The 13,787-nt window shown below is 66.6% G+C and carries 12 protein-coding genes and 1 tRNA gene; 6 read left to right on the forward strand and 7 right to left on the reverse strand.

Annotated features, from left to right (window positions below; translation table 11 throughout):
- Nucleotides 1-40 precede the first annotated feature (40 nt).
- Nucleotides 41-2,215 (reverse strand): glutamine synthetase III family protein, encoded by a 2,175-nt coding sequence (locus tag OG579_RS19430; RefSeq protein WP_328857280.1) that lies wholly within the window; start codon nucleotides 2,213-2,215, stop codon nucleotides 41-43.
- 243 nt (nucleotides 2,216-2,458) lie between these two features.
- Nucleotides 2,459-4,006, reverse strand: a complete 1,548-nt coding sequence (locus OG579_RS19435; protein ID WP_328857281.1) for a DUF222 domain-containing protein — start codon at nucleotides 4,004-4,006, stop codon at nucleotides 2,459-2,461.
- A 146-nt stretch (nucleotides 4,007-4,152) separates the two neighbouring features.
- On the opposite strand from OG579_RS19435, the gene OG579_RS19440 reads away from it, so the two are divergent.
- A tRNA-Arg gene (locus OG579_RS19440) sits at nucleotides 4,153-4,225 on the forward strand.
- Nucleotides 4,226-4,281: 56 nt separating this feature from the next.
- Here OG579_RS19440 and OG579_RS19445 read toward each other — a convergent pair.
- Nucleotides 4,282-5,559 carry a PE-PPE domain-containing protein gene (locus OG579_RS19445; RefSeq protein ID WP_328857282.1) on the reverse strand — a complete coding sequence of 426 codons (1,278 nt, stop codon included), beginning with the start codon at nucleotides 5,557-5,559 and terminating at the stop codon, nucleotides 4,282-4,284.
- 279 nt (nucleotides 5,560-5,838) lie between these two features.
- Between OG579_RS19445 and OG579_RS19450 the strand changes: the two genes are divergently transcribed.
- Nucleotides 5,839-7,614 (forward strand): cellulase family glycosylhydrolase, encoded by a 1,776-nt coding sequence (locus OG579_RS19450; RefSeq protein WP_328857283.1) that lies wholly within the window; start codon nucleotides 5,839-5,841, stop codon nucleotides 7,612-7,614.
- Between the two features lie 77 nt (nucleotides 7,615-7,691).
- Here the strand turns inward: OG579_RS19450 and OG579_RS19455 are convergent, their stop codons facing one another.
- The 3 genes from OG579_RS19455 to OG579_RS19465 all read right to left on the reverse strand — a co-directional run bounded on the left by OG579_RS19455 (nucleotide 7,692) and on the right by OG579_RS19465 (nucleotide 9,286).
- On the reverse strand, nucleotides 7,692-8,000 hold the full coding sequence (locus OG579_RS19455) for a hypothetical protein (RefSeq protein ID WP_328857284.1): 309 nt from the start codon (nucleotides 7,998-8,000) through the stop codon (nucleotides 7,692-7,694).
- 81 nt (nucleotides 8,001-8,081) lie between these two features.
- Nucleotides 8,082-8,651 carry a vitamin K epoxide reductase family protein gene (locus OG579_RS19460; protein WP_408068831.1) on the reverse strand — a complete coding sequence of 190 codons (570 nt, stop codon included), beginning with the start codon at nucleotides 8,649-8,651 and terminating at the stop codon, nucleotides 8,082-8,084.
- Between the two features lie 158 nt (nucleotides 8,652-8,809).
- Nucleotides 8,810-9,286 (reverse strand): glutathione peroxidase, encoded by a 477-nt coding sequence (locus OG579_RS19465; protein WP_328857286.1) that lies wholly within the window; start codon nucleotides 9,284-9,286, stop codon nucleotides 8,810-8,812.
- Between the two features lie 75 nt (nucleotides 9,287-9,361).
- Here OG579_RS19465 and OG579_RS19470 point away from each other — a divergent pair, with 75 nt between their 5' ends.
- Nucleotides 9,362-10,201, forward strand: coding sequence for an SDR family oxidoreductase (locus tag OG579_RS19470; RefSeq protein WP_328857287.1), 840 nt, complete (start codon nucleotides 9,362-9,364; stop codon nucleotides 10,199-10,201).
- On the forward strand, nucleotides 10,198-10,986 hold the full coding sequence (gene cobF / locus OG579_RS19475) for a precorrin-6A synthase (deacetylating) (protein WP_328857288.1): 789 nt from the start codon (nucleotides 10,198-10,200) through the stop codon (nucleotides 10,984-10,986). The genes OG579_RS19470 and cobF overlap by 4 nt, the downstream gene beginning before the upstream one ends.
- An 18-nt stretch (nucleotides 10,987-11,004) precedes the next feature.
- Here cobF and OG579_RS19480 read toward each other — a convergent pair whose 3' ends face one another.
- Complete coding sequence (locus OG579_RS19480) at nucleotides 11,005-11,766, reverse strand: 3'(2'),5'-bisphosphate nucleotidase CysQ (RefSeq protein ID WP_328857289.1); 762 nt, start codon at nucleotides 11,764-11,766, stop codon at nucleotides 11,005-11,007.
- Nucleotides 11,767-11,972: 206 nt separating this feature from the next.
- Here OG579_RS19480 and OG579_RS19485 point away from each other — a divergent pair, with 206 nt between their 5' ends.
- Together OG579_RS19485 and OG579_RS19490 are read left to right on the forward strand one after the other, a co-directional pair.
- Nucleotides 11,973-12,692 (forward strand): hypothetical protein, encoded by a 720-nt coding sequence (locus OG579_RS19485; RefSeq protein WP_328857290.1) that lies wholly within the window; start codon nucleotides 11,973-11,975, stop codon nucleotides 12,690-12,692.
- Nucleotides 12,693-12,756: 64 nt separating this feature from the next.
- Nucleotides 12,757-13,659 (forward strand): DNA-formamidopyrimidine glycosylase family protein, encoded by a 903-nt coding sequence (locus tag OG579_RS19490; protein WP_328857291.1) that lies wholly within the window; start codon nucleotides 12,757-12,759, stop codon nucleotides 13,657-13,659.
- Nucleotides 13,660-13,787 lie beyond the last annotated feature (128 nt).

Consider the following 13,787-nt stretch of genomic DNA (forward strand, 5'->3'; position numbering starts at 1 on the left):
GCCGGTCCACCGCCGTCGGTGGTGGGGATGTGGTGAGGATCTACAGGATGGTCAGCATCTCGTTGTAGGTCGGCAGCGGCCACAGGTCGTCGGCCACCAGACCCTCGAGGGTGTCCGCCGCGACCCGCACCTCGGCCATCGCCGGGATCAGCGTCTCGAGCGCGTAGGTGGACTCCTCGAGCTCCGATTCGCCGTGGAACTCCGCGATGCCCTTCTCCAACGTCGCCAACGACGCACTCAATGCGCTGATCGCCGTGGTGATGTCGGTGAGCAGCGGGTTGGCGGCGTCGAGGCCGGCGGCCTTCACGTTCACCGCGATGCCGGCCAGCTCGCCCTGGTAGCGCAGCGCGGTCGGCAGGATCATGGTCTTGGCGATCTCGGCGGTCTCCTTGGCCTCCACCAGGATCGTCAGCGCGTACTGCTCGAGGATGACGTCCTTGCGGGCCTCGAGCTCCCGCGCCGACAGCACGCCGTAACGCTCGAAGAGTTCCTCGTTCTCCTTCTCCGCCATGAACGGGACGGCGTCGACGGTGGTGCGCAGGTTCTTCAGGCCACGTGCGGCGGCCTCCTCCTGCCATGCGTCGGCGTATCCGTCGCCGTTGAAGATGACCGCGCCGTGGTCGGTGATGACCTGCTGCAGCACCGTCTGGACGGCGGCGTTGAACTCGGTGCCGTCCGAGGTCAGCTTCTCCAGCTCGGTCGCGAGGTAGTCGATGGAGTCGGCGAGGATCGTGTTGATGGCCACCATCGGGTCGGAGATCGACTGGTTGGAGCCCGGCGCGCGGAACTCGAAGCGGTTGCCGGTGAAGGCGAACGGGCTGGTGCGGTTGCGATCGCCCGGATCGGCCTTCATCGGGGGCAGGCTGTCGACTCCGAGCTCGAGGACGCCCGACTCCTTCGACTCGGTGGCACCGCCCTTCGCGATCTGGTCGAACACGTCCATCAGCTGATCGCCGAGGAAGATCGAGATGATCGCCGGCGGAGCCTCGTTCGCGCCGAGGCGGTGATCGTTGCTCGCCGAGGCGACCGACGCGCGGAGCAGGCCGCCGTACTTGTGGACGCCGCGGATGATGGCCGCGCAGAACACCAGGAACTGCACGTTCTCGTGCGGGGTGTCGCCGGGGTTGAGCAGGTTGCCCTGGTTTCCGTTGCCCAGCGAGAAGTTGACGTGCTTGCCCGAGCCGTTGACACCGGCGAACGGCTTCTCGTGCAGCAGGCAGGTCATGCCGTGGTTCTCGGCGACCTTCTTCATGATCGTCATCATCAGCTGCTGGTGATCGTGCGCGAGCACCGAACGCTCGAAGACGGGGGCGAGCTCGAACTGTCCGGGCGCGACCTCGTTGTGGCGGGTCTTCGACGGGATGCCGTGCTTGAACAGCTCACGGTCGAGGTCGATCATGTACGCCAGCACGCGGTCGGGGATGGCGCCGAAGTAGTGGTCGTCGAACTCCTGGCCCTTGGACGGCTTGGCGCCGAACAGGGTTCGCGCCGTCGTCATGATGTCGGGCCGTGCGTAGTAGAAGTGCTCGTCGATGAGGAAGTACTCCTGCTCGGCGCCCGCGTACGACACGACGGTGTCGACGTCGCTGTGGCCGAACAACTTCAGCAGTCGCATGGCCTGCTTGCTCATCGCCTGCTGGCTTCGCAGCAGCGGCGTCTTCTTGTCGAGCGCCTCGCCGGTCCACGAGATGAACACCGTGGGGATACAGAGGGTGTTGCCGTTCGGGTTCTCGAGGATGTAGGCCGGGCTGGTGACGTCCCAACCGGTGTAGCCGCGGGCCTCGAACGTGCCGCGCAGGCCGCCGTTGGGGAAGCTCGACGCGTCGGGCTCGCCCTGCAGCAGGGTCTTGCCCTGGAACTCCGCGAGCGAGGCGCCCGAGGAGTCGGGCTCGAGGAACGAGTCGTGCTTCTCGGCGGTGAACCCGGTGAGCGGGTAGAAGACGTGGGCGTAGTGCGAGGCGCCCTTCTCGATCGCCCAGTCCTTCATCGCGTTGGCGACGACATCGGCGATGGTGGGGTCGAGGATGGTGCCCTCGTCGATGGTGGCCGCGACCTTCTTGAAGACGCTCTTGGGCAGACGGTCCTTCATGACCGACTTGCTGAAGACGTTGATCCCGAACAGGTCGGCGAGAGGCGCCTCCGCCGTGGTGCACTCGGGGGTGCTGTGGGCGGTTACGGCCTTGATCGCCTCACGGCGGGAAATGCTGCCACTCATGGGTCACTCCTGGATGGTCCGATCCACCCCAGATGGGCTGGATGCAACGTGAAAGAACGCTCACGCGACGCTATGGGTGACCTGTCGCGGGAGCGTTTCCATCGTGTGACGCCCAGGAAACACGCGAGGCAGACCCCGCTTTTCGGCCCTGTGGGCAACGAAATCGGGGGTCGGCGACCGAAGTGATTCGGAACGCTATCGACTTCCCCGTCGATCGGCAACCGGAGAGCCCACCCTCCCGTGTCAGAACGGTGGCGGGCTGTGGTCCTCGGCGTCGCGCGCGGCCTGCTCGTCCGCTTCGCGGGTGCGTCGGTTGTGTTCGCGTTCTGTTTGTCTGCGGGCGTGTTTGTCTGCCAGGCGTGGTCGGCGTCTGGTGGGTGCAGGTTCTGCTGTCGGGTTGGCCGGTGGTGGGGCGTTCTGTGGTGCGGTGAATCGGATGTCTTTGAGTGCGGGGAACAGGTCGGTGCCGTCGAACGCCGGTCCGGCCACCGTCAAGCCTTCGGGGGTGATGATCACCGACTCGATGCGGCCGTCGCGGCCGATGGTTTGGTCGTCGAGGAACGCGGTGTGGGTTTTCAGGTTGTGGTGGAACCGGCACTTCGATCCGGTGTTGCCTGGGCACGTCTGCCCACCATGGGCCGGATGGTCGTGGTCGTACTCGCGGACATGGTCGATGTCGCACACCCAGGCGGGACGTTCACATCCGGCGACGTCGCAATACAACGACCGGGCCCGCACCACGGTGTCCAGTGCGGTCGACGGCCGATACGGATTCCCCGGCGTGTGTGGGGCGAGCGGGTCATCACGGTGCCCGATCGGGGCGATCGTCACACCAGGCTCGGCGAGCAGGTCGTCGAGATGGGCTGGGGAGATCACGCCGTACCCATCGAGGAAACACGGCGTCTCCCCGTCCCCGGCGACAGTCTCCAGATCACAGATGACATGCAGCGTCATGCTGCTGCCCGTACCGGGCACCGCGCGGGCAGAGGGCCCGTCATCATCGGCGACCGTCGGGGCGTCGCAGTCGTCACTGCCGCACTGGCATTCCCACACCACACCCATGACCAGACAAAAATGCGCATCCGACTTCCGGGCCGCCAACGACCGACCGTCCTTGTCACACACCGCGCGGGCCAGGGCGTCGACCCGTCGGGAGATCGCAATGGCCTTTTCGGCGGTGGAGGTGGCCTCCACGCGTGCCATGCCGTCGGCGAGGGGTTCGGTCCAGAATCCGCGGGCGTCGACTGCAGCCTTGCGTCGGGCGCGCACGGCGTCGGGGTCGACGCGGTAGACGCTGCGGTCGACCATGTCCCGGATCCGCGACGGCGACCAGGACCCTCGCCGCCGCAATGCGGCTGCGATCTCGGTGTCGACGACCTGTTGGTCGTCACGGTCGGTGACGAGGTCGGTGCGTTCGACGATCACCCGCACATACCGCGGTGCCAGTTTCCCGTCGCGCAGACACTCGGCCACCTTCGGTAACCGGTCACGTAACGCGACGGCGGTGTCGACGATCCGCTCGGCCGCGCCCTGGGAGATGGAGTGGGTGATCGCGATCCGGGCCGCGCATTGCATGGTCGCGTCGAACGTTCGACGATCCGACGTCTCGTGGGGCACCACCAACTGCCGGTGCAGTTCACCGGCGTCGCGGTATCGGGTCCATTCCAGGAACGCTTGACCGGCCGCGGCGTGAACCATGTTGCCCAACAACGCGTTCACTGGTGCAGCAACGTGATCGGCGAGCAACCCCACCGACCCCGCATCCACCCCGCCCCAACCCCCATCGACCATCACTCGAGGCTAGAACAGGGGTACGACAATCAGCCGCGGGCGAAGTGTCGGCCCGGGAAAAGCGCCTGCTTCCGTACGCGGTCGGACGCGGGGAAGGCTCCGATACACTCGGGACGTTCCGGGCGACGTCAGTCGATCCGGTGCGCGCCCTCGTAGCTCAGGGGATAGAGCATTCCTCTCCTAAAGGAAGGGTCGCAGGTTCGAATCCTGCCGGGGGCACAGAGACGACACGACCCCCGCGCCGATGGCGTGGGGGTCGTGTCGTGTGCGTGGTGTCAGGCGGCCGGCGACACGGTGTTCGTGATCGTCGACGGTGCCGAGCTGGTGCTCGGTGTCGACGTGCTGGTCGGAACGGTCGACGTGGTCGGATCCGAACCCTCGGGGACCGTGCTCGACGTGGTGGCCGAGGTCGGTGCCGGGGAGCTCGTGGTCGAGGCATCGCCGGTCGGGGTCGAGGCCGTCGAGGTCGACGGTGCCGTGAGAGCGGGCGTCTCCTCGGTCGGCGAGGTGACCACCTTGCGGGCGCTGACCTGCTTGGTGACCGTGTTCGGTGTCGACTCGACCGGAGTCTGCGTGCCCGAACCCGAGCCACCGAAGAGGCGCAGGTAGGTGTTCACCAGGTTCAGCAGCGGATCGTTCGCGGCCGAGACCGTGGACGGTGTCGGGGTGCCCAGACTTCCCGTGCGGTCGTAGGCTGCCTCGATCTGCGGGCGCAGGATCGCGTCGAGCGGTGCGGCCAGGAACGACGGCATGAAGCGCAGGATCGGCAGGGTGTTCTTCACCGTGATGAAGCGGGTGTTGCCGACGGTCTGATCGCGAAGGATGTTGTCCTTGTTGTCGATATCGACGTTGAAGTAGTCGCCGTGATCGAAGTACATACCCAGCGCGGTGTTGATCATGACGAGCATGTTGGTCGGGTTGGTCGGGTAGTCGCAGAAACCGTCGTACTGGCGACACACGTCGGTGATCTTGTAGTCCGACGCTCCGAGCGGCGGCTGGAAGTCGACTCCCAGCGGGGGACCGATCTTGTAACCGGGGTACCGGGTGAAGAAACCGCCGTTGGGCCGCATCGGGTTACCGAAGACGACGAAGCTCAGGTCCTCGGTGGACGGGGTGCTCGCGACGCCGGCAGCACCGGTGTTGCGCGTGGCCTGGAGTGCGTTGATCTGTCGGCTGACCACCGAGGCGCTCGACGAGTATCCGACGATGACCACCTTCTGGCCCGGGACGTAGGTCTTCGCGAGGGCCGCGTCGATCTTCTGCAGGCCCTCATCCTGCGACACGTTGAACAGCGTGCCGTCGGCGCCGGTGCTGATCGGTGTCTGCGCAGACCACTTCACGGGCGTGAAAACGTAACCGGGATAGGGAGTTCCGTCTTTGCCGGTGAACCGGTTGTTGAGTTCCTTCTCCATGTTGACGGCGTCGGGATTACCGTTGCCGCCCATCACGAGAAGAGTGTTGGCGGTCAAGGCGACTGCTCCGGTCGACGGCGTCGTGGTCACCGTCTGGCCGAACAGGATCGCGGTCGCCGACATGGCCAGGACAGCCGACATGGCTGACTTGCTGAAGAGCTTCATGTTTCCCCCACGAAGTGTCGACCAACTGATGGCCGACTGATGCTGTTGTGATTCCCCCGAACCGTGATCAGCATCTCACACCTAGCGATCGATGGACACCCTGATCGCGAGCGGTGTCCATCGTTCAGACGAATCCGAGACGGTTGCGGTTTCGCTGTACAGAAGTACCGCTGCTCCTGTTATAACTATGCTTAATCTGCGGCACAAGAATTGATTACCGATCCGCAGTACATCGAAAGCGGTATTCCTGTGTCCATGCTCCGCCCCCGCCCTTTTCCCTTCGCCAAGACCGTTGTCTCTTTATCTGCGCTCACCATGTTTGGTGCATTCGGCGGGCAGGCATTGCTGCCCAACGGTGAGCCGGCGTACTCGATCCTCAACGTGGCCAAGGTGATCGAGAAACCGACCACCCTCGGTGTCGCCGACAGCGACCTCACGAACATGAGCGATGCCGACGTCGCCAAGACGCTCGACAAGCTGCAGTCGATCGGCGTCAAAGACGTTCGCCTCTTCATTCCGTGGGCCGACGTCGAGACGAGCGACGACGTTTATGACTGGTCGAAGATCGACAAGATCATGAATGCCGCGAAGGCGCGCGACATGGGCGTGATCGCCACGATCACCCACTCGCCGCAGTGGGCAGTCGATGGCGCGACGAAGGATCAGGCACGCGTCAGTCCGCCCGACAACCCCGCGGTCTTCGGCGACTTCGCTGCCGAGGTGACCGCGAGGTACAAGGGCACCGTCTCAGGCTACGAGATCTGGAACGACACCAACGGTGGCGCCGTATACGGCGGAAAGGCAGATCCGGCGAACTACACCGCACTGCTGCAGAACGCGTACGAGAAGATCAAGGCGGTGGATCCGACCGTCACGGTCATCGCGGGCGTGTTCGGGGCCATCCCCACGAACGAGGCCGCTGGTGATCTGGACGCTCCGACCTTCCTCACGCAAATGTACAACGCCGGCGCGAGGGGCTACTTCGATGCCATCTCGTACCACCCGTACCAGTACACGACTCCGTACTCGGGTAACGCAGACCCCGAATACCCGCTCGGCGAGGTCAACCGGATGCACGCGTTGATGGTGACCAAGGGCGACGGCACGAAGTTGATCTGGGCCTCGGAGTACGGATTCCCGACCTCGGAGAACGGAGGCACCACCCAGCAGGCGGCGTACATCAAGGACTTCATCGCGACCTGGAGCAAGCAGGCGTTCGCCGGCCCGATGTTCATCTACACCACTCGAGATCAGGCCCTGGCCGTGCCGAGCGAGGCGCCCGTCGCGCCGACGCCGCTGGGCGCAAACCCCACGGAAGAGCAGAAGACCGCGTACGCACTCGCCTTCGCGGCGTATCGCCAGGCGCAGAACGTGTACAACGAGAAGTACTTCGGCATCTACGACTACAACTTCAATGAGAAGCCGTCGGTCCAGGTGATCAAGGATTTCCTCGCCTCGCAGGTCCCCGTGGCGGCACCGCCGAACGTGCTGGCGGTGTTCTTCCAGAACTTCGTCGCCGCGATCACGCAGGCGTTCACGAACTACACGTCGCTCTTCACCAATGCGATCAACTCGTTCTTCCAGGCGATCCAGCGGATCTTCGCTCCTCAGGTCGCGGGCCCGCCCGCGAACACCGGCGGGACGGCACCGGGATCGGGGGGCCCCAACCCGAACACGCTGCTGCGTGTCGCGGCCGTCGCCCCGACCACCCCCGCGCAGGATGACGCCCCGGCGTCCGACGCGCCCGCGCCGCAGGCACTGATCGCGCCGCAGGACGAGACCAGCACGGTTGTCCCGGCCCCGCAGTCGACGAGCCCGTCGACCTCGGAGTCGAGCGCACCGGTCGTACCGACCGTCATCAAGTCGACCGGCACGAGTGCGCCGGTCACCCCGTCGACCGGTGAGAGCTCGCCGAGTGCGACGATCCCGTCGACCTCGAGCACCCCGTCGACGTCCGCCGGGCCGTCGATCACGGCAGGACCGACAGGATCGGACACCAAGTCCGTCGAGACGGTCGGTGCCGCCGGCTGATCTCGACCCGGACCTGACGCCTCGGGCGGTCACCGCAGCCTCACGGCTCGGTGGCCGCCCGTTCGCGTGCCGGGGTCCTAGAAGCCGAGGCCCATCCAGTCGGTCTCGGTGAACGTCTTCTCCAGGAACTGCGCCTCCACCTTCACCACATCGGGATCGGGTTCGCTTCCGGCCGTGGCGATGTCGCGATCGGCGATGGCCTTGAGCGCGCCGGTGACACCGGCCTCATAGGTGGGGAACGCGCCGATCACCTCGCTGTCGGTGTGTCGGTCGTCGGTGTCGCGCCACCACACCCACAGGCTCATGCCGTCGGGGGAGGGGGAGAAACCGACGGTGGTCCCGTCGCGGGTGAGGGTGGGGCAGTCGTCGGGGAAGCGCTCGCTCATGGGCGAACGGTAACCGCCGCGGCCGACACGATACGTGCGCTGACAGCCGTGGCGACGGCGTTGTTCACAGGAGTGCCGGGTTCACAGGAGCGTCGACCAGTAGTACCAAAAACGTTCGCCGATGAGCGCGACGACGATGATGTAGTAGGCGATCAGGGCGAACCACGCCTTGTCGACGACACGCCAGAGGGTGGGGATCGACCCGAGCCGGGCGGTGGTCTGTGCGGCGATCACGAGCAGGATCGGCGTCACCGTCCACACCGCCATGCAGTACGGGCACAGCGCGTTGATCCGATAGAGGCTCTCGACGATCAGGTAGACGACGAACACCATCCCCGCGGCCAGGCCTGCGGTGAGGCCACCCCAGAACCAGACCGGCAGATCGACGCGCGCCAGCACCAGGACACCGATCACCAGGACGACGCTGAACGCGCCGATGCCGATGAGCGGGTTGGGGAACCCGAAGAACTGGGCCTGCCTCGTCACCATCACCGATCCGCACGAGAGGACCGGGTTCAGGCTGCAGCTCGGACGGTACGACGGGTCCTCGAGCAGCTTGAAGCGTTCGATCGTGAGGGTGACCGCGGCCAGCAACCCGATGGCGCCGCAGATGAGCAGGACGATCGCGGTGGCACGCCGTGGCGCCCAGATGGGATCCGGCGAGTGGTCATCGAGATCGGTCGGCGTCTGATCGGACGCGGTGATCGACTCGCTCACTCCGGCCTCCTCGGTTCGGGCCGCTGCGCGGCGCTGGGCGAGACCAGGCTACAAGTGCCGGCTGAGGCGGCGATGAGATGTCGACGCGAGGGTCAGAGGACCTTCTCGATCTTGCCGGTCAGCGCCTGCGGCTTGGTGGTCGGCGGGAATCGGTCGACGACCTGTCCCTCCTTGTTGACCAGGAACTTGGTGAAGTTCCACTTGATCCGGTTACCGAGGATGGTCGACTTCTCCGACCGCAGCCACGCGAACAGCGGGTGGGCGTCGCTGCCGTTGACGTCGACCTTCTCGAACATCGGGAAGCTCACGTCGTAGGTGAGGCTGCAGAAGTTCTTGATCTCCTCGGCGTCGCCGGGCTCCTGGTGACCGAACTGGTTGCACGGGAAGCCGAGCACCACGAGGCCCTTGTCGGCGTAGGTCTTGTTCAGCTCCTCGAGACCGGTGTACTGCGGGGTGAAACCGCACTGCGACGCGGTGTTGACGATGAGCAGGGGCCGGCCCCGGTACTGCTCGAGGCTGACCTCCTCACCGTCGATGGTGGTGGCGGTGAAGTCATACGCGGTGGTCATGACTCATATTCGTAGCGCATCCGCGGGCGGATGGCGTCATGGAGGTGCCGTCGTTGACGCCCTAGAGTGATCTGCGTGACCTCATCGCACTCCGCCACCACCGCTCCCCGGACCGTTCTCGTGACGGGTGTGTCCAGTGGGATCGGCCAGGCCGCGGCCCGACTGCTCGTCGAGGCCGGCCACACGGTGATCGGCACGAGTCGCCACCCCGACGGCATCGCCGAGGCCGACCGCGTGCCCGGTGTCCGCTACATCGCACTGGATCAGACCGATGCCGACAGCATCGAACGGTGCGCCCGCGAGGCCGGTGCCGTCGACATCCTGATCAACAACGCCGGCGTGAGCCACATGGGCCCGCTCGAGGACACCCCGATGTCGACGATCCAGGAGGTGTTCACGACGAACCTCTTCGGCCCGATCGCACTCACGAAGGCGCTGCTGCCCGGGATGCGCGAGCGCCGCTTCGGTCGCATCGTGATGGTCGGGTCGATGCTCGGGAGTTTCCCGCTGCCGTTCCGATCGGTTTACGGGGCCACCAAGAGCGCGATGCACGCCTTCTCCGACGCGACCCGCCGCGAGTTGGCGCCGTTCGGCATCGCGATCACCACCGTCGAGCCGGGGACGATCGCCACCGGTATCGCCGACCGCCGCGTCTACACCGTCGCCGAGAACTCCGCGTACGCCGCCGATTACGACACCGTGGCCGCGGCGACCCGCCGCAACGAGGCGAACGGGATGGCGGTGGGACCCCTCGCCGACCTCGTGGTGACGGCGGCACTGGCCGACAACCCGAAGACGCTGTACGCCAGGGGCAACAAGGCGCCGATCGTGTTCGCGCTCAAGCGGATCCTGCCGTCGCAGTCGATGCTCGACGTGATGGCCCGGTTCCACGGGTTGAAGCGCGCCCGTCCGTGACGTCGCCCGCGGGTGTCCGCACGCTCCGTGTGATCGGCATCGGTCCCGGCGACCCGCGCCAGATCACCATCGAGGCCGTCGACGCGATGACCGGTGTCGACGCGTTCTTCGTCCTCGAGAAGTCCTCCCGTGGAAAGGGTTCGACCACCGACACCTTGATCGGCGTGCGCGAACAGATCTGTGACCGCCACCTGGGTGCCGGGAACTACCGTTTCGTCGAGGTCGTCGACCCGCCGCGGCGGTCCGATCCCGACGACTACGACGCCGAGGTCCGACGCTGGCACGACGAACGCGCCACCCGCATCGAGGACGCGCTGCGCGCCGAGCTCGCCGACGACGGTGTCGGGGCGATCCTGGTGTGGGGCGATCCCGGTCTCTACGACAGCACCCTGCGCATCGCCGACGCGATCGTCGAACGCGGCCGCGTGCCCCTGCAGATCGAGGTGGTCGCCGGCGTCACCAGTGCGTCGGCACTGACTGCGGCACACCGGATCCTGGCCAACCGCATCGGCGAACCCATTCTCGTCACGACCGGTCGACGGCTCGCCGACACGCCGCCGGGCATCGACACCAATCAGATCGTGATGCTCGACGCCGACTGCACCTTCCGACACACCGCCGCCCACGACGACCACATCTGGTGGGGCGCCTACCTCGGTACACCGCACGAGATCCTGATCAGCGGCACCGTCGGCGACGTCGGTGACCGCATCGCCGAGGAACGCGCGCAAGCCCGCGCCGAACACGGCTGGATCATGGACATCTATCTGCTCCGCAAACCCTGACCGCGCGTAGCTGAGGGATCAGAAGAGGTCGCCGAGCGCCGACAGCATCTCCTCGGCGATGTCGGAGCGGCAGATCACGAAGTCCCGGACGTAGGGCCGCGACCGGTTGTAGACGACCGGCGAACCGTCGAAGCGGCTGCAGTGCAGACCGGCGGCGAGCGCGACACCGATGGGCGCGCAATTGTCCCATTCGTACTGTCCGGTCCCGTGCACGTACGCGTCGGCGTCGCCGCGGACCACCGCCATCGCCTTCGCGCCCGCCGAGCCGACCGAGTAGGGCCGCAGCGACAGCCGATCGGCCACCCACGCCGTGTCGTAGTTCAGGCCGTACCGGGAGACGACGAGCCGGCCCGACGGTTCATCGGCCTGCGACACCTCGTCGGTGCGGAACAGCTCGCCCGTGGCGGGTAGCGAGACCGCGCAGTCGGTGGGTGCGCCGTCGACGGTGAGCGCGATGTGGACCGCCCAGTCGTCGCGCCCGGATGCGTACTCCCGCGTGCCGTCGAGGGGATCGATGATCCACACCCGTTCGCTGCGCAGCCGCGCACCCGAGTCGCGGGCCTCCTCCGACAGGATCGCGTCGTGTGGCCGGTGGGTGGTCAACACCGCCGCGATCCACGCCTGGGCGACGGCGTCGCCGACATCGCCGAGCATGCGGCCGGTGAGCAGCGAGCGGTGTCGAGCCGCGACCAGCACCTCGCCGGCGCCGCGGGCGAGGCGAGCGGCCAGTTCGACGTCGGACAGTGCGGTGGACGAGGCACCCTGCGGCGGAGGAGCCATGGCCGAACCTTTCCGCCGAGACCTCGAGACCGGGACCGGGTGTCCGACCGAGATGAACTGTTAATGTACCGGCGTCCAAATCCATTCTCGCAGGGCACGTTGTCGTGTCTCGTTGGTCGCCTCCGGGAGGTGTCGATGTCACGCCGGGCGCACGGGACGAACGCTGCGCGGATGGTCGGTGCCGTGGCCACGTCGATCGGGGCGCGGTGACCGAGCCGGGTGTCGATCGGAACGCTGTCGCCGCGTTGATCGTCGGTGGCGACGTCGAATGGATCGATGCCGATTCGGAGGCGGCTCGGGCTCTCCCCGAGGTCTGGCAGGCGATCGTTGCAGCGAGGTCGGCGCCCGAGCGTGTGCGCGCGGCCATGGGTCGATGGGATCACGAGTTCGTCGATCTGCTGCCACGTTTTGCGGCCCTGATGCGCGAACAGCTCATCGATGTCGTGCCCGCGATGATCGCGGGGGATCCAGCGCTGGTCTACGTCACGACCGACGGTGACGCCTACGCCCCCTGGGTGGGTACCGACCCGCGCGACTTCGGCGAGGTCTCGCCGATCTGGGACGTACTGCCCGAGCCGTTGCGGGCGTTCCAACGGAACACCCATCCGGGCTTTGGACTGACGTGGCCCGGCGTCTACGGGATCCGCACACCCGCCGACCAGATCTCCCGGTACGAACGACTCGAACTCGCAGACCTCGGGGTGGCGCCCGAGGAGGCCGTCATCGGCGAGTACGACGGCGAACCCGTCCGCGAGGACGAGGTCTATCTGCTGTCGTTCGATGAGGCGCAGGCCTTTTATTGTGTGTCACCGCTGTTCCGTGTCGGTGAGATCGTGTTCATCCACTACGACGATTTCGATATCGTCGACCTCTGGCCGACCCTCGACGACATCATGCTCATGCCCTATCGCAACGTCGTCTACTGACCGTCGTCGTGCGCGGCCGGTCGAATCGGGCCGAACGGTTGACGGGTGAGGGAAACTGGACCTCATGCCGGAGTTGCCCGAGGTACAGGCCATCGCCGACTACGTCGACGGACGTGCGGCCGGACTACCGATACGTCGCGTCGACGTCGCGTCGCTCGCCGTGCTGAAGACCGCCGACCCGCCGTACTCGGCGATGGCCGGCCGGATCGTCGCCGGTGTCCACCGCATCGGCAAATACCTCGTGATCAGCACCGATCCGGCCGAGGCGGCACCCACCGGCCCCGATGCCGAGCGCGACGTCATCCACCTGGTGATCCACCTGTCCCGCGCCGGGTGGCTGCGGTGGTCGTCGAACCTGTCGCAGACACCGCCCCGCCCCGGCGGCAAGGGGCCCATCGCGCTCCGCGTCCACTGCGGGCTGCCGGGTGAGGGATTCGACGTGACCGAGGCGGGCACCCAGAAACGCCTGGCCGTGTGGATCGTGCGCGACACCGCCGAGGTCGAACGGATCGCGACGCTGGGCCCCGACGTCCTGTCGCTGACGCGGGACGAGCTCGCCGCGATCCTCGGCGGCACCGGGGCGCGTATCAAGACCGTCCTCACCGACCAGCGGGTCATCAGCGGCGTCGGCAACGCCTACAGCGACGAGATCCTGCACACCGCGCAGATCTCCCCGTTCGCGACGGCGAAATCGCTCTCCGACGATCAGCTCGACCGGCTGTTCGTCGCGGTGAACGCCGTCCTGTCCGACGCGATCGTGCGACTCGAGGGCGCGGAGGTCGCGACCATGAAGGGCGAGAAACGGTCCGGATTGCGGGTGCACGCGCGCACCGGCATGCCGTGCCCGGTGTGCGGTGACACCGTGCGCGAGGTGTCGTTCACCGACCGGGCGTTCCAGTACTGCCCGACGTGCCAGACCGGCGGCAAGATTCTCGCCGACCGGCGGATGTCCCGCCTGCTCAAGTAGCTCACGGCGGTGACATCCCCGTGCGTTAGCATTCTCGACAGGTACCGCACACATTTGCGGTCGTTCACCGGCCGTGACGCGTCGTCGCCGGACGCGCCGCTGACCGGAGGCATCACGGGGGGCTGACG

The organism is Williamsia herbipolensis (assembly GCF_036153515.1).
Lineage (GTDB): Bacteria > Actinomycetota > Actinomycetes > Mycobacteriales > Mycobacteriaceae > Williamsia_A > Williamsia_A herbipolensis.